The 17,121-nt window shown below is 71.5% G+C and carries 20 protein-coding genes and 2 tRNA genes; 11 read left to right on the top strand and 11 right to left on the bottom strand.

Features of this window, described 5'->3' with window-relative positions:
- The first annotated feature begins 12 nt into the window (after positions 1-12).
- From AC5PYY_RS04520 to AC5PYY_RS04505, 4 genes are read left to right on the top strand one after another with little or no spacing between them, the layout of a single operon-like run.
- On the top strand, positions 13-1,230 hold the full coding sequence (locus tag AC5PYY_RS04520; protein ID WP_493898601.1) for an ATP-grasp domain-containing protein: 1,218 nt from the start codon (positions 13-15) through the stop codon (positions 1,228-1,230).
- The gene (locus AC5PYY_RS04515) at positions 1,220-2,269 is read left to right on the top strand and encodes a type 1 glutamine amidotransferase family protein (protein ID WP_493898600.1); all 1,050 of its coding nucleotides are present in this window, start codon (positions 1,220-1,222) and stop codon (positions 2,267-2,269) included. The genes AC5PYY_RS04520 and AC5PYY_RS04515 overlap by 11 nt, the downstream gene beginning before the upstream one ends.
- Positions 2,266-3,468, top strand: coding sequence for an alpha/beta hydrolase (locus AC5PYY_RS04510; RefSeq protein ID WP_493898599.1), 1,203 nt, complete (start codon positions 2,266-2,268; stop codon positions 3,466-3,468). Before AC5PYY_RS04515 ends, AC5PYY_RS04510 begins: the two co-directional genes overlap by 4 nt.
- 30 nt (positions 3,469-3,498) lie before the next feature.
- On the top strand, positions 3,499-4,053 hold the full coding sequence (locus AC5PYY_RS04505) for an NYN domain-containing protein (protein ID WP_493898598.1): 555 nt from the start codon (positions 3,499-3,501) through the stop codon (positions 4,051-4,053).
- 43 nt (positions 4,054-4,096) lie between these two features.
- Here the strand turns inward: AC5PYY_RS04505 and AC5PYY_RS04500 are convergent, their stop codons facing one another.
- Positions 4,097-4,690, bottom strand: coding sequence for a helix-turn-helix domain-containing protein (locus AC5PYY_RS04500; protein WP_493898597.1), 594 nt, complete (start codon positions 4,688-4,690; stop codon positions 4,097-4,099).
- A 17-nt stretch (positions 4,691-4,707) separates the two neighbouring features.
- Here AC5PYY_RS04500 and AC5PYY_RS04495 point away from each other — a divergent pair, with 17 nt between their 5' ends.
- The 3 genes from AC5PYY_RS04495 (at position 4,708) to AC5PYY_RS04485 (ending at position 6,875) form a co-directional block, all read left to right on the top strand.
- Entirely contained in the window at positions 4,708-5,472 is a 765-nt protein-coding gene (locus AC5PYY_RS04495) for an AzlC family ABC transporter permease (RefSeq protein WP_493898596.1), read from the top strand.
- On the top strand, positions 5,469-5,780 hold the full coding sequence (locus AC5PYY_RS04490; protein WP_493898595.1) for an AzlD domain-containing protein: 312 nt from the start codon (positions 5,469-5,471) through the stop codon (positions 5,778-5,780). Before AC5PYY_RS04495 ends, AC5PYY_RS04490 begins: the two co-directional genes overlap by 4 nt.
- Before the next feature lie 105 nt (positions 5,781-5,885).
- Positions 5,886-6,875, top strand: a complete 990-nt coding sequence (locus AC5PYY_RS04485) for an alpha/beta hydrolase (RefSeq protein WP_493898594.1) — start codon at positions 5,886-5,888, stop codon at positions 6,873-6,875.
- Positions 6,876-6,890: 15 nt separating this feature from the next.
- Here AC5PYY_RS04485 and AC5PYY_RS04480 read toward each other — a convergent pair whose 3' ends face one another.
- Both AC5PYY_RS04480 and AC5PYY_RS04475 read right to left on the bottom strand, forming a co-directional pair.
- Complete coding sequence (locus AC5PYY_RS04480; RefSeq protein ID WP_493898593.1) at positions 6,891-7,133, bottom strand: helix-turn-helix domain-containing protein; 243 nt, start codon at positions 7,131-7,133, stop codon at positions 6,891-6,893.
- Positions 7,133-7,735, bottom strand: a complete 603-nt coding sequence (locus AC5PYY_RS04475) for a DUF2975 domain-containing protein (protein ID WP_493898592.1) — start codon at positions 7,733-7,735, stop codon at positions 7,133-7,135. Before AC5PYY_RS04475 ends, AC5PYY_RS04480 begins: the two co-directional genes overlap by 1 nt.
- Before the next feature lie 320 nt (positions 7,736-8,055).
- Between AC5PYY_RS04475 and AC5PYY_RS04470 the strand changes: the two genes are divergently transcribed.
- Entirely contained in the window at positions 8,056-8,598 is a 543-nt protein-coding gene (locus AC5PYY_RS04470; protein ID WP_493898591.1) for a hypothetical protein, read from the top strand.
- On the opposite strand, the gene AC5PYY_RS04465 is transcribed toward AC5PYY_RS04470, so the two are convergent.
- The 5 genes from AC5PYY_RS04465 to AC5PYY_RS04445 are packed head-to-tail and all read right to left on the bottom strand — an operon-like array spanning position 8,545 to position 14,542.
- On the bottom strand, positions 8,545-9,756 hold the full coding sequence (locus AC5PYY_RS04465) for a 4Fe-4S dicluster domain-containing protein (protein ID WP_493898590.1): 1,212 nt from the start codon (positions 9,754-9,756) through the stop codon (positions 8,545-8,547). The genes AC5PYY_RS04470 and AC5PYY_RS04465 overlap by 54 nt on opposite strands.
- Entirely contained in the window at positions 9,756-10,439 is a 684-nt protein-coding gene (locus AC5PYY_RS04460; RefSeq protein ID WP_493898589.1) for a TorD/DmsD family molecular chaperone, read from the bottom strand. The genes AC5PYY_RS04465 and AC5PYY_RS04460 overlap by 1 nt, the downstream gene beginning before the upstream one ends.
- Positions 10,436-11,440, bottom strand: a complete 1,005-nt coding sequence (locus tag AC5PYY_RS04455; protein WP_493898588.1) for a dimethyl sulfoxide reductase anchor subunit family protein — start codon at positions 11,438-11,440, stop codon at positions 10,436-10,438. The genes AC5PYY_RS04460 and AC5PYY_RS04455 overlap by 4 nt, the downstream gene beginning before the upstream one ends.
- Before the next feature lie 4 nt (positions 11,441-11,444).
- The gene (locus AC5PYY_RS04450) at positions 11,445-12,065 is read right to left on the bottom strand and encodes a DMSO/selenate family reductase complex B subunit (RefSeq protein ID WP_493898587.1); all 621 of its coding nucleotides are present in this window, start codon (positions 12,063-12,065) and stop codon (positions 11,445-11,447) included.
- On the bottom strand, positions 12,062-14,542 hold the full coding sequence (locus tag AC5PYY_RS04445; protein ID WP_493898586.1) for a DMSO/selenate family reductase complex A subunit: 2,481 nt from the start codon (positions 14,540-14,542) through the stop codon (positions 12,062-12,064). Before AC5PYY_RS04445 ends, AC5PYY_RS04450 begins: the two co-directional genes overlap by 4 nt.
- A 60-nt stretch (positions 14,543-14,602) precedes the next feature.
- Here AC5PYY_RS04445 and AC5PYY_RS04440 point away from each other — a divergent pair, with 60 nt between their 5' ends.
- Positions 14,603-14,770, top strand: a complete 168-nt coding sequence (locus AC5PYY_RS04440; protein ID WP_493898585.1) for a hypothetical protein — start codon at positions 14,603-14,605, stop codon at positions 14,768-14,770.
- A gap of 42 nt (positions 14,771-14,812) precedes the next feature.
- Here the strand turns inward: AC5PYY_RS04440 and AC5PYY_RS04435 are convergent.
- The 3 genes from AC5PYY_RS04435 to AC5PYY_RS04425 all read right to left on the bottom strand — a co-directional run bounded on the left by AC5PYY_RS04435 (position 14,813) and on the right by AC5PYY_RS04425 (position 15,203).
- Positions 14,813-14,885: transfer RNA gene (locus AC5PYY_RS04435), tRNA-Ala, on the bottom strand.
- A gap of 68 nt (positions 14,886-14,953) precedes the next feature.
- Positions 14,954-15,085 carry a DLW-39 family protein gene (locus AC5PYY_RS04430; RefSeq protein ID WP_493898584.1) on the bottom strand — a complete coding sequence of 44 codons (132 nt, stop codon included), beginning with the start codon at positions 15,083-15,085 and terminating at the stop codon, positions 14,954-14,956.
- Between the two features lie 41 nt (positions 15,086-15,126).
- A tRNA-Ile gene (locus tag AC5PYY_RS04425) sits at positions 15,127-15,203 on the bottom strand.
- Positions 15,204-15,333: 130 nt separating this feature from the next.
- Here AC5PYY_RS04425 and AC5PYY_RS04420 point away from each other — a divergent pair.
- The gene (locus AC5PYY_RS04420) at positions 15,334-16,269 is read left to right on the top strand and encodes an ABC transporter ATP-binding protein (RefSeq protein ID WP_493898583.1); all 936 of its coding nucleotides are present in this window, start codon (positions 15,334-15,336) and stop codon (positions 16,267-16,269) included.
- Positions 16,266-17,117 (top strand): ABC transporter permease, encoded by an 852-nt coding sequence (locus AC5PYY_RS04415; protein WP_493898582.1) that lies wholly within the window; start codon positions 16,266-16,268, stop codon positions 17,115-17,117. The genes AC5PYY_RS04420 and AC5PYY_RS04415 overlap by 4 nt, the downstream gene beginning before the upstream one ends.
- The last annotated feature ends 4 nt before the right edge of the window (positions 17,118-17,121 follow it).

The following is a 17,121-nucleotide window of genomic DNA, read 5'->3' as shown; positions in this document are numbered from 1 at the left end:
AGGCTCGTCGGTGTGAACATCGTCCTCGTCGAGCCGCACTTCCCGAAGAACCAGCGCGAGTTCGCCCGGGCCCTCGCGGAGGCCGGCGCCAACGTCGTCGGCATCGGTGAGACCCCGCTGGACTACCTGGACGACCAGCTCAAGGGCTGGATGGTCCACTACGAGCAGGTCGGCTCCGTCACCGACCTGCACCAGATGACCGAGGCCACCCGATGCGTCCAGGGCATGGTGTGGGTCGACCGGCTGGAGTCCACCATCGAGTCGCACCAGCTGGTGGCGGCGCAGGTGCGCGAGGCGCTCGGCATACCCGGCACCTCGGTGCGCACCACGTGGCTGTGCCGCGACAAGCCGTCGATGAAGGAGGCGCTACGCCAGGCCGGTGTGCCGACCGCCGCCTCGACCGGTGCGGACGACGCCCAGCAGGTCTGGGACTTCGCGGCTCAGGTGGGCTACCCGCTCATCCTCAAGCCGCGCGACGCGGCCGGGGCGGCCGACACCGTCCGCGTGGACGACGACACCGAGCTGCGCGCCGCGCTCGACCAGATGGGCGGCTACTCCTCGATCGCGGTGGAGGAGTTCATCGAGGGCCACGAGGGCTTCTACGACACGGTGTCGGTCGACGGGCAGATCGCCGTCGACTTCGCCTCGCACTACTTCCCCGGCGTGCTCGAGGCGATGCGGACCCGGTGGATCTCGCCGCAGTTCATCGCCACCAACCGGATCGACGGGGGCGGTCTCTACGACGAGATCCGCGAGATGGGCCACCGCGTCAACGCCGCGCTGGGCATCGGCACGTCGGCCACCCACATGGAGTGGTTCCACGGGCCCAAGGGGCTGAAGTTCTCAGAGATCGGTTGCCGCCCACCAGGGGTCGGCTGCTGGGATCTCTACTGCGCGGCCAACGACATGGACGTGTATGCCGCGTGGGCCCAGTCGATCGTGCACGGCGAGGTCCGCGAGCGCCCGAGCCGCAGCCACAGCGCCGGCATCATCGCGCTGCGCCCCGACCACGACGGCGTCATCCACGGCTACAGCGGCCTGGAGGACATCGAGAACCGCTACGGCCGGTGGATCATCGACGCCCACGTGCCGGTCGCCGGCACCGGCACGCAACCGGTCGCGGCCGGCTTCATGGCCAACGCCTGGATCCGGATGCGGCACCCGGACTTCGACGCGCTGCGGGGGATGATGGACGACGTGGGGCGCACGGTGCACGTCCATGCCGGCTGACCCGGACGGGCCAGCCGACGCGAGCCACCCGCGGATCACGCTCCTGGGCCCCCAGCGCGAGCCCCGCCTGGAGCAGGTGATGGACGGGCTCGGGCTGCGGGGCGCCCGGGTGGCGACGATCACCGCCGGGTGGCGCGACCGCGAGGCCGAGGACGGGATGCTCACCGACCTGCTCGGGGGCCGGGCGCTCAACCTGCGGCTGTGGGAGCGGATGCAGCAGATGTGGGAGGCCGATCCCGAGCTGGCGCGCGCCGACGTCGCGCGCCGTCGGGTGCTCACCGAGATGCAGGAGCTCTACCTCATCGGGCTGCAGCACGCGGTCGAGGCGCTCGACCGGATCCGCGCCCACGAGCCGCGCGACCAGGCCGTCCAGCAGATGGCCGTCGAGGACACCCTGCGGATCCTGCGGGAGCTGGACGAGCGGCACGTGGCCCGGGTCTCCGAGCTGCACGAGGAGTTCTACGCCACCTACGCCCCCCAGCACCGCGAGGTCGTCGTGCGGGGCCGGACCGAGGTGGCCCGCCTGGTCGCGGAGTGCGACGCCGTCGTCATCACCGGCGGGCACGTCGGGGTGCTCCTCGGTGCGCTGCATATCTTCAACCTGGCCCCCGTCCTGGCGTATGCCGTGCCCGACCCGGGTCAGGACAGCAGCGGTGCGGTGCACGCCCGGGTCCGGCGGCCGGTCGTCGCCTGGGGCGCGGGCGCGATGGCGCTGACCGAGCGGGTGCTGCTGTTCTACGACGACTCGGTGGTAGCGCCCGGCGTGGCCGAGGTGCTCATGGACGGCCTCGGGCTGACCCGCGGCCTCGTCGCCCTGCCGTCGGCGCGCGACCGCCTCGATGCCAAGAACTCAGCCCGGATGCACACGCTGGCGAGCCGCTGCTTCCCCCGGCTGCCGCTGCCGCTGGACGCCGGTGACCAGGTGACCCTCACCACCGAGGGCCGGGTGCCCCGCGGGGCCCGGGTGATCGGCGACCAGGGGACGCCGGTGCTGCATACCGGCGCGGCAGTGGACCGATCGGGAGAGGTGCTCGCGTGAGCCTGCCCACGCCATACCCCATGCCGCAGCGGCACAAGGGCAAGCTGGCCATCAACGAGCTGCGCGCCCGGGCCCGCACGCAGCCGTTGGACGACGGCGCGGTCGCGCACTTCCTCGCGACGCACGAGGTGCCGATCGTCGAGGGCGCGACCTGCACCTTCCTCTACCGCGGCCGGGCGGACGGCGTCGCGGTGCGGCACCGGATCGTCAACCAGCCGCAGCACGTGCCGATGAAACGCCTCGACGTCGCCGAGGGCGCGACGCCGCTGTGGTTCGTCAGCATCGAGCTCCCGGCGCAGTCGCGGGTGGAGTATCAGATCGAGATCCGCGTCGGAGAGGCGGTCGAGACCCTCAACGACCCGCTCAACCCGCACGTGGCGCACAGCCCGGTCGGATCGAGCAGCGTCTGTCAGGCCGCCGGCTACGAGGTGCCGGAGTGGGTCCACCCGCAGCCCGACGCCCGACCCGGCGAGATCGTCGACCTGCCGCTGCAGAGCAAGGCGTTGCGCCGGATGACCCACAACCGGGTCTATCTGCCGGCCCGCTTCCGGCGCAGCAGCCACTACCCGCTGCTCGTCGTGCACGACGGCGACGACTACCTCGCCTACTCCGCCATGCGGACGGTGCTGGACAACCTCATCCACGACCTCGACCTCGCCGAGACGATCGTCGTCTTCTCCAACCCGGGTGACCGGCTGCGGGAGTATCCGAACTACGCGCCGCACGCGCGGCACCTGGCCCGCGAGCTGCTCCCCGCGGTGGAGGAGCAGCTCCCGGTCATCCGGCGCTCGGACGCGCGCTGCCTCATGGGCGCGAGCTTCGGGGCGGTGGCCTCGCTGTCCGCGGCCTACCGCAACCCGGGCGTGTGGGACAACCTCTTCCTCCAGTCCGGGTCCTTCGTCTTCACCGACATCGGGTCCGACCACGGGGGCGGGCCGGCCTTCGACCCGGTCGTGAAGTTCATGAACCGCTATCGCGCGCGGCCGCGCAGGGTCGCCGACCGGATGTTCATCACCTGCGGGGTCTACGAGCCGCTCATCGTGCCGAACCGCTCGATGGTGCCGGTCTTCGAGTCGACCGGGGCGCAGGTGCAGTATGTCGAGTCGCGCGACGGACACTCGTGGGAGAACTGGCGGGACCGGCTGCGCGACGGCCTGTCCTGGATCTTCCCCGGACCGCAGAAACTTGTCTATGAATGATCACATATTGATGTAGAGAAAGGCATCGTCATGGCCCGTCAGTCCTATCTCCTCGTCGACGGGGAGAACATCGACGCCACGCTGGGCAACTCGATCCTCGGTCGGCGCCCGCACCCCGAGGAGCGGCCCCGGTGGGACCGGCTGCTCGCCTTCACCCAGGACACCTGGGACCAGCCGGCCAAGGGACTCTTCTTCCTCAACGCCAGCAGCGGGTTGCCGATGTCCTTCGTGCAGGCGCTGCGGGCGCTGGGCTACACCCCGGTCCCGCTGTCGGGCACCTCCGAGGAGAAGGTCGTCGACATCGCGATCCAGCGCACGCTGGAGGCGCTGCAGCAGCGGGCCGACGACGTCATGCTGGTCAGCCACGACGGCGACTTTCTCGAGGCGGTGACGCCGCTCATCGACGGCTCGCGGCGCGTCGGGCTCATCGCCTTCGAGGAGTTCCGCAACTCCGGCTTCCACCCGCTCGTGGCCCAGGGGATGGAGTTCTACGACCTCGAGCACGACACGCTGGCCTTCAACACGCCGCTGCCGCGGCTGCGGATCATCCCGATCGAGGAGTTCGACCCGCAGCAGTTCCTCTGACCGGCAGCCTCGTCTGCTCGCTCCGGCAGCCTCGCCTGCTCGCTCAGCGCTGCTCGGAGACCATGACCGCGCTGGTGCCGACCTCCAGCGCCTCGAAGACGTGCTCGACGTCGGCGGGATAGCGCAGGTAGTCGCCCGGCCCGAGTTCCACCGGGTCAGCCGTCACGCCCGCCCGGGCCCGACCGCGCACGATGACGACGTGCTCGACCGTGCCGGCCGCATGCGGATCCGACACCTTGACCGCGCCCGGCTCGGCGTCGATGCGGTAGAGGTCGCGCCGCACGTGAGGCGGGCTGTGGGAAAGGACGAGCGCGGCATACTCGGCGGAGTCCGAGAGCGTCGCCTCGCCCTCACCCGCGCGGATCAACGCCCGCTCCGGCTGAGGCGGGTCGATGAGTGCGGAGAACGGCACCCCGAGCGCGGTCGCGAGCGCCCACACCGTCTCGACACCGGGATTGCCCTGGGCCGCCTCCAGCTGGGAGAGGCTGGACTTGGCCAGCCCGGCGCGGCGGGCGAGCTCGGACAGGCTCAGTCCGGAGCGCTCCCGCTCGGTGCGCACCGCCGACGCCAACCGCGCGACCGCCTGCCCGCGTTCGTTATTGCGGTCGAAGTGTTCGGTTTGACGAACGCTACTCATGTCTGCATCCTAGCGGTATGCGTGTTGCCACCATGGCGCGAGACAGCCCCGCCACCCGGGCCGGGCTCTCGATCGCCCTCGCGACGGGCGCCTACGGCGTCTCCTTCGGCGCGCTCGGCACCGCGAGCGGTCTCGGCGTGGCGGAGGTCTGCGCACTCAGCCTGCTGACCTTCTCCGGCGGGTCGCAGTTCGCCTTCATCGGGGTGGTCGGCGGCGGCGGCTCACCGGCCTCCGCCCTCGGGGCCTCCACCCTGCTCGGGCTGCGCAACGGGGTCTACGCGATGCAGATCAACGCCATGCTGCGGCCCCAGGGGTGGCGCCGGTATGCCGCGGCGCAGGTGACGATCGACGAGTCCACCGCGACGGCGCTCGCCCAGCGGGACCGCGCCGAGCAGGCACGCGGCTTCTGGACCGCCGGGGTCGGCATCTTCGTGCTGTGGAACCTTATGACGCTGGTCGGCGCCCTGGCCGGAGACGCGATGGGTGACCCCAAGGCCTGGGGGCTCGACGGCGCCGCCGTCGCGGCCTTCCTCGCCCTGTTGTGGCCACGCCTGCGCGGCGCCGAGCCGTGGGCGATCGCCAGCGCGTGCGCGGTGGTGACCGTGCTGTGCATACCTCTCTTGCCACCGGGGGTGCCGATCCTGGTCGCCGCCGCCGTGGCCGCGGCGATCGGCTGGTGGCAGCTCCGGCGCGAGGCCTCGGGTCCGCAGCCGTCCGGCGCCGAGGCTCCTGGCACGGTGGGCCGCAGCGAGGCCGACAGGTCCGAGCGGGGTGCGCGATGACCGTGTGGCTGTGGATCCTGGGTGCCTGTGCGCTGGCCTATCTGACCAAGCTGAGCGGCTATCTGGTGCCGCAGCGGGTGCTGGAAGCGCCCGCGATCATCCGGATCTCCGGGTGCATGACCGTCGGGCTGCTGGCCTCGCTGGTCATGATGAACACCGTGGCCGACGGCCAGGCGCTGGCTCTCGACGCGCGGCTGCTGGCCCTGGGCGCCGGAGTGGTGGCGCTGATGCTGCGGGCGCCCTTCCTTGTCGTCGTGGTCGCCGGGGCTCTCGCCGCGGCGCTGGGCCGGCTGGCCGGGCTGCCCTGACCCCCTACCCGACCTGGGCAAGGATATGCACCAGAGGCACCGTCGAGACGTGTGCCTGGCGTGCACGACTTTGCCCAGGGTGACGCCAGGCCGGAGAATCGCCAGGTGACCGATGAGCATCGCCGGGTGCCCGCGACCAGCGCCCGCCCGGTGGCCTGGCTCCCCCTCGTGCTCGGCCTGGCCGCGGTCGCCGTGGCGGGGTGGGTCTGGCTGACTCGCGCCGGCGTGCTGCTCGCGGGGCACCCGGCATACCTGGTGCTCGTGACCCTGGTGGGGGTCGCCGGACTGGCGCTGCTCGCGCTGGCCCTGGGCCGCGGGAGGCGCTCGGGTGACCGCCGTGGTGCGCGCCGCCGGCCGCGGTGGGTCCGAGTGCTGGCGCGCGTGGTCCTGGTCACGGTGTCGGCGCTCGTGCTGGGGGCGGTGGCGTGGCTGCGACCGTTCGGCGCGACGCCCGAGGCGGCTGCACTCACGGCGGGCACCGACGAGGTGACCGTCACCGAGAGCTCCACCCGGCTCACGCTGACGCCGAGCGGGGAGGAGGTGACCGACGGCCTGATCTTCCAGCCCGGTGCCCGCGTCGACCCGCGGGCCTACCTGCCGGTCCTCACCGAGGTCGCCGGGGAGGGACACCTCGTGGTCGTCGTCAAGCAGCCGTTCGCGATCGGCTTCACCGCGCTGGGCGCGCCCGGCGGCGTCATCGCCGACCATCCAGAGGTGACCCGGTGGAGCGTCGGTGGGCACAGCCTCGGCGGAGTGGCCGCGTCGACGTATGCCGAGGATCATCCGGGTGAGGTCGACGGGCTCGTCCTGTGGGCGTCATACCCCCTGGGTGACCTCAGCGGGCGGGACGACCTGGCGGTGGCCACGATCTTCGGGAGCGAGGACGGGCTGGCGACACCGGCGGACATCGAGTCGAGCCTGGACCTGCTTCCGCCGCGGACCTCGGTGGTGGAGATCCGCGGCGGGGTGCACGCGTTCTTCGGCGACTACGGCCAGCAGCCGGGCGACGGCACGCCGGGGGTGGCGCGTGCGGCGGCGCAGGAGCAGATCGTGGGTGCGACCGTCGAGCTGCTCGATCTCGTCGCCGGATCCTGACCTCCCCGGGCGGGATCAGTCGCTCGGCGCGACGGTGGAGGCGCCGACGCTGAGCAGGTCGCCGACCCGGCAGTCGAGGACCTCACAGATCGCGGTGAGCGTGGAGAAGCGGATGGCCTTGGCGCGGTCGTTCTTGAGCACCGAGATGTTGACCGGGGTGACGCCCACCGCCTCGGCCAGCGCCGCGACCGTCATCCCGCGCTCGGCGAGCAGCGCATCGAGGTGGCACCGGACCCGGTGGCCCTCCTCGGGTGGCATCAGACCAGCCCGTCGACATCGGAGCGCAGCGTGACGCCCGAGGCGAAGGCCTGCGCGACCGCGGCGACGAGGATGCCCGCGAGCAGCCATCCGGGGCTGAAGACGAAGACGTAGGCGTCGACCCCCTTCGCCGACAGCAGTTCGCTGCGGGCGATGGCAGAGACCAGGTCGCTGGCCAACGGGACGACCATGAGCAGCAGCGCGACGATCCGCAGACGGGACACGTTCGCCCGGCTGAAGGGCTCACCCCTGCCCAGGTCCTTCAGCAGGCGCTGCAGCAGGACGGCACCCCAGACCGTCGCGATCAGACCGACCAGGACCGGCGCCATGAGGAGGGTGAAGTGGCCGGCTGAGACGCCCTCCACGAGGACGGTGCCAGCCGGCATGCCGACGATGCGGCCGGTGCCCGCCGCGTCTTCGCCCACCTCGAGCGGCACCTCGGTGAGCGTCACCTGTCGGCGCAGCATCCAGTCGAGACTGATGAACACGGCATACCCCGCCGAGAAGCCGACGATCAACCACAGCAGGATCGCCGTCGCGATCTGGTCACCACGGTCGAACCGTGCCCAGTCCATGCCGCGTCGCTTCCGGTCTGTCCCCATGATGAACCTCCCTGACTCACATGCCCCGAGCGGGCCATATCGTTTTTCGATGTTATCGACAAACGATATGGAGCGCAAGGGTGCGCCGTGATCTGCGGGCATGAGGACGGCCCGACCGCTCACTGCGATCGGGCCGTGCTCGTGTGGAGGCGACCGGACTCGAACCGACAACCCTCTGCTTGCAAAGTCCACGGATGGGGTACGGGATGGCCCATCCCTGCAGCCTCCCACGCGCGTCCTAGCCCAGTAGGCGACACGAGTAACGGCGGGGGAGCAGGTGTGCCGGAAGGATCACCCCATGGGTGCGGCACGATGAGGCCATGGAGACACGACCGGGAACGCCGGACGCCGGGGTCGTCCGGACCATGGTGCGCGTGTGCCGCAGTCGCGAGCGGGCGTGGGGGACGTTGAGGCGGATCACCGACGCGGGTGACACCGGCGCCTGGGCGGAACGGCTGGAGGACGACATCGCCGGGTTACGGGAGGCCGTCGTGTGGCTGGAGGCGGAGTGGCGGCCCGACGGCGTGCTGCTGCTCGAGGGGCTGGTCCGACGTGCTCGGCGGCGCGGGATGGAGGACCTCGCCGAGCTGGCCGAGGACGCGGCGACCGCCGCGCAGCCCCACCTGTCGCGCCTGGGTCGTCAGGTTCGGGCGGTGCACGAGCAGGTCACGACCGAGCTGGCGGCCTGGGAGGAGGGGGACGTCGTCACCGCGAAGACCCTCCGGGTGGACCAGATGAGCCTGGTCGGCAAGGGGAGCGAGGTGCGCCGGACGCTCAGCGCCCTGACTGATGCCAGGACACCGGTCTGGTCACCGGTCGCCCAGGTCGTCGGGGCATATCTGCTCCTCGAGACCGGTCACTGAGCCGGTCGGCGGCGGGGCGTAGACCCGTGGGGCGACATAGCCCGGCGGCAGCCAGGAGCCGAAGGGGTCGGAGCGGCGCATCCGGCACACCTGGCAGAGCTCACCCTCCCCGCCGAAGGGGGTGCGGCACCTCGCGCAGTGCTGGACGCAGATCGTCTCCAGAGGGGTGGAGGACTCCCGCGCGAGGTGGGCCCAGGTCACCGGGCCGACGTCGTGGATGGCCTCCACCGGGCACAGGGCCTGACAGCGGCCGCACCCGATGCACGCGGCCAGGTCCAGCGTGAGGGTAACGGTCCCGGCGTCGCCCTGGCGCAGATCCAGCGCCGCTGTCGGGCAGCTCCGCACGCAGGTGCCGCAGGCTGTGCAGCCCTGGGAACGAAGGTCGCGGCTGCGGGGCGCTGCGTGGGGCGAGGATCGTCCGGACGGTCGGTCGGACAGCTCGGCATGTGCAGCGGTCGACGTAGCGGGGGAGCCGCCGGCCGACCCGACCACGTGTCGCCGGATCTCGGCCAGGGCCCGGACCAGACGGACCTGGTCACCGGCCTCGCCGTGCCCGCCCGAGGGGTCGGGGGCCAGGCGCTCGACGGTCGGGATCGTGTCGTCCCGGTGCGCCTCCCGACGTGGTGCGGCCCAGGCGAAGAGGGCACGGCGTCCGACCGGGAGGGCGTCCACGGTGCTGGCCCGGCCTGTGGCCCTGCCGCGCCCCGGCCCGGCCCGGTAGCCTGACCGCCCCGGAGTCAAGGCCAGAACCTCCAGGCGGTGAGCGGCTCCCAGCTCGGCCAGCACCGCGTGAAGGAAGGCGGCCGCAGGCGGGTCGGCCGGCTCGGCCGGCGTGGTGGCGGCCGAGTGGTGGCCGGCAGGCGTCGGGGTAGCAGACGTGGTGCCGGTAGGCATGATGACGGCAGGTCCGGGCTCGACGCAGGAGCACCCCGTGAGGTCGAGCACCAGGAGGGGAGCTGCGGCCACCAGCTCGGCCAGGGGGGCGGGGGACAGCGCTCGCAGGCAACCCTCCCAGCGCACGACGTGGTCGTGCGGGCCAGCAGCGACGGTGGCCTCGCTCCCATCGTCGGCCGACCCCGCGCAGCGCAGGACGACCCGCCGGTCGGCCGGGAGCCCGCGGGCCCACGTGGTGACGGTCGCGACCGGGTCCGGGTGCATCAGGAGAGGGTCGAGGCGACGCCGAGGTGGTGCAGCTGGCCCAGCGCGCCGCGGGTCAGGCCGGCCAGCCCGAGGTGGTAATCGGTCTCGGCGTGCTCCTCGACCCGATGGAGCAGGTCGGGCACCCACTGCTGCAGGTGCTGGTCGGTGAAGCTCCGAATGCCGGTCACCAGCTCCTCCGCGCCGTCAGCATCCCCGACCTCCAGCACGTCGAGGGCGCGCAGCGCGAGGGTCGCGATGAAGGCCGCCTCCAGCGCCACGTGGTCGTCCGGCTCCTTGTTGAGCAGCGGGCTCTGCAGGCCGAAGCGGCGGTAGAACTCCCTGACCTGGAGGGTCTGCACGTCGAAGACCAGGCCCTCGCGCGAACGGTGCACGGACTCCCACGGCGCCGCCAGCAGCGGCCGGGGCCCGACGAAGAGCCGACGGTGGTCCCGGCGCAGCGACTCCAGGCTCTCCGGTCCGGCGTCGCGACCCCGGCCGGAGCGGACGAGCAACCGCACCCCGCCGCTCGTGGCCGGGTCGTCGTAGGGCCAAGCCGCCAGCTGCTCGGGGCTGCGCAGGGCGTCGACGAAGGCCTGCTCCGGCTCCCGCCCGAAGGCGGTCGAGAGCACCGTCCAAGCCGCCGCGACACCGTCCAGCGCGTCGGCGAGCACCGCACCGGCAGGCTCAGGAACTTCGCTCACATCCCGATCCTGGCCATCGAGTCGTAGAACAGGCTGCGGCCGATGATCTCCGAGGCGAGCACGGTGGCGAAGGCTGCCGTGGCCACGGTCGCCACGAGCAGGGCCGCCCGGTGGGAGGCGACCATGCGGTAGAGCGTGAGGCCGAGCAGGCCGGCCCCGAGCACGAGCAGCACGAGACGCGCGACGAACCAGGCGGTGCCGTAGGCGGCGACCGAGGCGGACGGCATACCCGGGTCAGCCGCCAGGTCCCGCTGCTGCAGCACGATGACGACCAGCTGGACCCCGAGCAGCAGGATGGAGGCGGTGGCGATCCAGCGCAGGGAGGCCTCGACGAGCTCACGGCGGGCCGTGTCGCCCGCGGCCGCAGCCTCGGGCGCTGGCTCCTCCGGACGCCGCAGCGCCAGCAGCCGGCGGACCGGGGCCGTCCGCTCGACCCAGGCGAACCGCCGGGCCAGCCCCTGCCGGCGCCACATGATCACGCTCATGAAGGCAGCACCGACCGCGAGGGCGCCCAGCAGGAAGGTGGTCAGGAAGAACTGTGCGGGCGTGGCCCACGTGTTCCAGGCGGGCACGGTCGGCAGCGACGCGTAGACCATCGACATCACCCAGACCAGCCCCAGCCCGACGAGCGCCGTCAGCACGGCGAGGGCCTGCCGCAGCGCGGGGGAGCCCCAGCGGAGGAACTGCAGGGCCGCGAAGAGGAAGCCCAGCCCGGAGAAGGCGATGCCGAAGACGATCTCCCGGCTCAGCCACGAGGAGTCGATGTGCCGGAAGGTGTTCAGCGCGTTGAACGGGTTGCCGAGGTGGAGCATGGAGGCCAACAGCCCCAGCACCAGGACAGGTCCGATGGCGTAAAGGGCGGGGTCGGCGATCTGGTCGACGGCGGCCTTGCCGTGGCGCAGACGGCCGACCACCTGGACCACCCCGAGAGCGACGAACGCGCCGACCGACATCTGAGCCAGCACGGTGAAGAGGATCAGCGGGAGCTCGTGGACGTTCACGGCACTAGATCTCCGTCGGGTTGGCGATCTCGCCGGTGCCGCTGCCCGTGGGCTGGGCGTCCCGGTGGGGGGTGATGACCAGGTGGGGGCTGGTGATCGAGGGGTCCGGCAGCGGCTCGACGGCGTCGACCGTGCCGTACTTCGCCCGCAGCTCATCGATCGGGCCCCAGTCCAGGGCCCGGGACGGGCAGGCCTCCACGCAGGCCGGGTTCTTCCCCTCGGAGCGGTAGTCGGCGCACAGGTCGCACTTGGTCATGTGGCCGAGCTCGGGGTTGTACTGCGGGGCGGAGTAGGGGCAGGCCCACTCGCAGTAGCGGCACCCGACGCACTTGTCCGGGTCCACGGCCACCGTGCCGTCCTCACGCTTGTGCATCGCGGTGGTCGGGCAGACCGCCACGCAGATCGGGTCCTCGCAGTGGTTGCACGCGATGGAGGTGTAGTAGCTGAAGACGTTCGGCACCATCGTGTCGCCGTCCTGCTGCCAGGTGCCTCCGGTGTACTCCACCACCCGCCGCCAGGTGACGCCCACGGGCAGGTCGTGCTTGTCCTTGCAGGCGATCTGGCAGGCCTTGCACCCGGTGCAGACGCTCTGGTCGAGGTAGAACCCCAGGTTGTCGCTCATCATGCCTCCAGGTCAGGTGCGGTCGTCTTCTCCAGCTCCACCAGCGTGGAGTACTGCGGGTTGGACTTGGCCAGCGAGGTCGGGTGCCAGCTGGTGAGGATGTTGGCCGTGCCGGCCCGGTCGGTGCCGTCTGGTCCGGGGTCGTACCACGCGCCGTGCGGCAGCATGACCACCCCGGGGGCGATGCGCGGCGTCACCTTGACGGCGACCAGGGTCGCGCCCCGGTCGTTGAAGACCCTAACCCAGTCGTCGTTGTCCAGCCCGCGGGCCGTCGCGTCCGCCGGGTTGATCCACAGCCGCTGCGGGTGGGCCTCCTGCAGCCAGGGCACGTTGCCGTAGGTCGAATGGGTGCGGCCCTTGAAGTGCTTGTTGATCAGCTGCAGGGGGTATGACGTGTGCGCGCGGGCGGCTTCGGCACCCTCGGTGGTGCGCACGTACTCCGGCACCGCGGTGATCCGCTCGCCCTCCGGGAGCTCCCAGCGCCTGGCGTTCCCCCAGACCTCCTCGGAGAAGATCTCGATCTTGCCCGAGGGGGTGGGCAGCGGGTTGGCTTCCGGGTCCTCGCGGAAGTCGCGCAGGGGGATCACGCTCTCCCCGACCATCTTCCAGACGCCCATCTCCCGCAGCTCCTCGAAGGGCGGCAGCTCGGGGTAGGTCTTGCGGGTCTCCTCGACGGTGTGCTCAACCCACTGCTCCTGGGTGCGGCCCTCGGTGAACTCCCGCTCCACGCCCATCCGGGCGGCGACCTCGCTGCAGATCTCGTAGATCCCGCGGCAGTCGTAGAGCGGTTCGATGGCCTTGTCCGCCAGGATGGTGTAACCCATGTTGCCGGCGTGCCCCTGGTTGATGATGTCCATCTGCTCGGCGTTGGACAGGTCGGGCAGCAGGATGTCGGCGTAGCGGGACGAGACGGTCATCTGGTTCTCGATGACCACGATGAACTCGCACAAGCTGTCGTCCCGCAACAGCTCAGTGGTGCGGTTGATGTCGGAATGCTGGTTGACGAGGGTGTTGCCGCCGTAGTTCCAGATGAACTTGATCGGCACCGACAGCCGGTCGGCGCCACGCACCCCGGCGTTGAGCTCGGTCATCTCCGGCCCGCGCTCGATGGCGTCGGTCCAGGTGAAGTGGGAGATCTGCGTGGTCACCGGGTTCGGGATGGCGTCGAAGGGCTTGGCCAGGCTGAGCATGAAAGCGCCCTCCCGGGAACCGGTGCCGCCGCCCGGGACGCCGATGCTGCCGGTCATCGCCGCGAGGGTGAACATGGCCCGCGACTGGTTCTCCCCGTTCTGCTGGCGCTGGGCCGACCAGCCCTGCATCACCGCCACCGGACCGGCGGCTCGTCCGATCTGCCGGGCCAGGTCGACGATGGTGGCCACCGGGACACCGGTGATGGGGGAGGCCCACTCCGGTGTCTTGGCGATCCCGTCCGGGCCCTCGCCCATCACGTAGGCCCGGTAGGAGCTCCCGGCGGGCACGCCCTCGGGCAGGTGCTCGTCGTCGAACCCGACGCAGTGGCTGTCCAGGAACTCCTGGTCGTGGAGGTCCTCACTGATCATCACGTGCGCCAGAGCCGCGATGAGCGCGACGTCGGTGCCGGGGCGGATGGCGACCCACTCGTCGGCCAGCTGCTGGGCGGTGTCCGACAGCCTGGGGTCGACCACGATGACGCGGGTGTGGTGCTTCTTCTTCGTCTGCTGGGTGACGAAGACCTCGCCGCCCCCGCTCATCCGGGTCTCGATCGGGTCGTTGCCGAAGATGACGACCAGCTCGCTGTTCTTCCAGTCGTCGTGGCTGTTGGTATCGGTCCACCCGCCGTACTGCACGCGCATCGCCTCGGTGATGCAGCCGGTGGAGTAGTCGCCGTAGTAGGTGAGCGAGCCGCCCAAGATATTCATCAGGCGCTGGATCGCCCCGCCGTAGGGCCCGTAGGAGTTGATGATCGTCCCGCCGATGACCCCGGTGCCGTAGGCCTGGAAGACCGCCTCGTTGCCGTACTCCTCCAGCACCCGGCGCAGGTTGTCGGCGATGTCGTCGAAGGCCTCCTCCCAGGTGATCTCCTCCCACTCGCCGGCGCCGCGCTCGCCGACACGACGCATCGGGGTCTTGAGCCGCTCCGCGCTGTAGATCCGCTGCCGGATCGAGCGGCCGCGGACGCAGGCACGGATCTGCTGGGTGCCGATCTCGTCGTCGCCGGTCTCGTCGGGCAGGACCCGGGTGATCTGGTCGTCCCGGACCTCGAATCGCAGGGGGCAGCGGGAGCCGCAGTTGACCAGGCACGCGTTCCACACCGTCCGGTCCGGCGGGGCCGCAGGGGCCAGGGCCTGGGCGGCCGTCTCCCCCTCCTCGGCACCCGTGCACGCGGCCAGCCCGACTCCCCCACCCGCCACGGCGCTCCACTGCAGGAAACTCCTGCGCCCCACAGCCGGGCCCCAGCCCCGCCCCGCCACATCGCTCGACCCGGACCCGGAGACGCTCATGCACCCCACCCTACTATGCATCGTCGTGGGACATAGAGAGTTGCGGGAGGTTGCCGCGGCGTGGCAGGTCGCCCTGAGGGCGCGACGATGGGGCCCCTGAGATCCGTCGAGGGCATCGAGGCGCAGCACCGGGAGTGGCTGGACGCCGTGGGGGCGGTCGCCGGCGTGCACCTGGACCTCAGCACGATCGAGCGCGTGCTCACCCTGGCCACGGGGGTACGGGCATGAAAGAGACCCTCCCCGCGGAGCGGGAAGGGCCTCTGACCTGGGTGGAGGCGACCGGACTCGAACCGACAACCCTCTGCTTGCAAAGCAGATGCGCTACCAATTGCGCCACGCCCCCGAGGGGTATGAAGTTGTGTCAGCCGCGCGGGCATCTCGCCTCACGCGTCGCTCCCGGTCGGCGGAGGTCTACTGCCCCGGCTGGGTCGGGATGTCGTCGGTGGCCTCGGCCCAGAGCTCGCGCTCGGCCTGCTGGTCCTGCATGCGCTTGAGGGCGACGAGTCCGGCGGCGGCCGCAGCCACCATGAGGAGACGCTTCATCGTCGATCACCTTCCTGTCGGGTCGACACCAGCGGGGCGGGTGGTGGGCCTAACTGGACTTGAACCAGTGACCTCTGTCTTATCAGGACAGCGCTCTAACCGACTGAGCTATAGGCCCGCTCCACGTGCGACGCACGCGAGGATCGAGATTACCCCACCGTCGCTGGCGCCACCAAAACGCCGGCACCCGCCCCTCCGCCGAGTAGTAGTACTTGCACCATATGTAGTAGACCTACTACATTGCCGTCATGCCTCCCGCACCCGTGATCAGCTGCCGCGGCCTGTCGATGTCGTACGGCGACCACCTCGTCCTCGACGGCATCGATCTGGAGATCCACCGCGGGCAGGTCGTCGCACTGCTCGGCCCCAACGGGGCCGGCAAGACGACGACCGTGGAGATCCTGGAGGGCTTCCGGCAGCCCTCGTCGGGCGAGGTCACGGTGCTCGACCAGGCCCCCACGACCGCCCCCGAAGCCTGGCGCGCCCGCGTCGGCGTCGTGCTGCAGAGCTGGCGCGACCACGGCACCTGGCGGGTTGCCGACCTCATCGAGGTCATGGGGGCCTACTACGCGCCCTACGCCACGGCGCAGGTCCAGCGCCCCTGGCCCACGGCCGAGCTGCTGGCCCGCGTGGGTCTCGCCGAGCACGCCCGCCAGCGCATCGACAAGCTCTCCGGCGGCCAGCGGCGCCGGCTGGACGTCGCCATCGGGCTGGTCGGCCGACCCGAGGTGCTCTTCCTCGACGAGCCGACGACCGGGCTCGACCCGGCCGGCCGCCGCGACGTGCACGACCTCGTCGCGGACCTCGCCGACCTGGACACCACGGTGCTCGTCACGACGCACGACCTGGCCGAGGCCGAGAAGATCGCCGACCGGCTGCTCATCCTCGCCGGGGGTCGGATCGTCGCGGATGGCACGCCGGACGCCCTACGGCTCCAGCTCTCGCGCTCCAGCGAGGTGCGCCTTCGAGACCGGGCCACGGGGGAGGTGAGCGTGCACGCCGAGGCGGACCCCACGGCATACCTGACGCAGGTGCTGACCTCTCGCCCGGGCGAGGTGGAGGTGCTCGAGGTGCGCGCCGCCTCGCTGGAGGACGTCTACCTCGATATCGTGCAGCGCTCCGGGGCCGCCGAGTCCGACACCCGGCCCACCCTGGACCCGACTCCGCTGGAGGCCCTCCGATGAGCACCATCCCCCGCGCCGTCATCGGCGCCGCTGCGCGGCAGGCGCGGATCACGTTGATCCGCAAGTACACCTCCGCCAACGGCATCACCACCGTCATCATGTCGCTGCTCGTCCTGGTCGTGATGTGGTTCCTGCGCGACCTGGAGTTCGGCGCAGCCCAGGTGGGCGCCGGCGGCTACATCTTCTGCGGGTTCCTCGCCTTCGGCGTCATCGCCGCCGCGGTCCTCGGCGTCGCCGGCGAGCTGCAGGCCGAGCGTGAGGACGGCACCCTGCTGCGCGCCAAGGCGGTGCCCCACGGCATGACCGGTCACCTCGTCGCCAAGCTCGTCGCCGCGCCGGTCGACGCGCTCATCCCGGTGCTGCCGGCGATGGTCGGGGCCGCGGTGCTGCTGCCCGAGCTGAGGGAGACCGGGCCGGGCGGGTGGCTGCTGCTGGGCCTCGTCTTCCTGCTGGGCGTCGTGGCGATGCTGCCCTGGGGCGCCGTGCTCGGGTCGGTCTTCCGCACCATGATGGGGCTGGCCTGGGCGATGATCTCGATGTATGCCGTCGCCGCCCTCTCCGGCGTCTTCTATCCCGTCGCGGGGTGGCCGGCGCCGCTGCAGTGGCTGGCTCAGCTCAGTCCGCTCTACTGGATCGGCGTCGCGGTGCGTTCGGTGCTGCTGCCAGAGAGCGCGGCGGCCGCCGAGGTGGGCGGGGAGTTCCGCCTTGTGCTGGCGCTGGGGGTGCTCCTTGCCTGGGCCGTCGTCGGGGTGCTCGTGGCTCCCGTGCTGCTGCGGCGGATGGCGCGGCGTCAGTCCGGCAGCGCGGTGCAGGCGGCGCGCGAGCGGGTGCTCGCGAAGGGATACTGATCCC

It is taken from the genome of Serinicoccus sp. JS2-9 (genome assembly GCF_059025165.1).
This window is presented reverse-complemented; position numbering and strand designations above follow the sequence as displayed.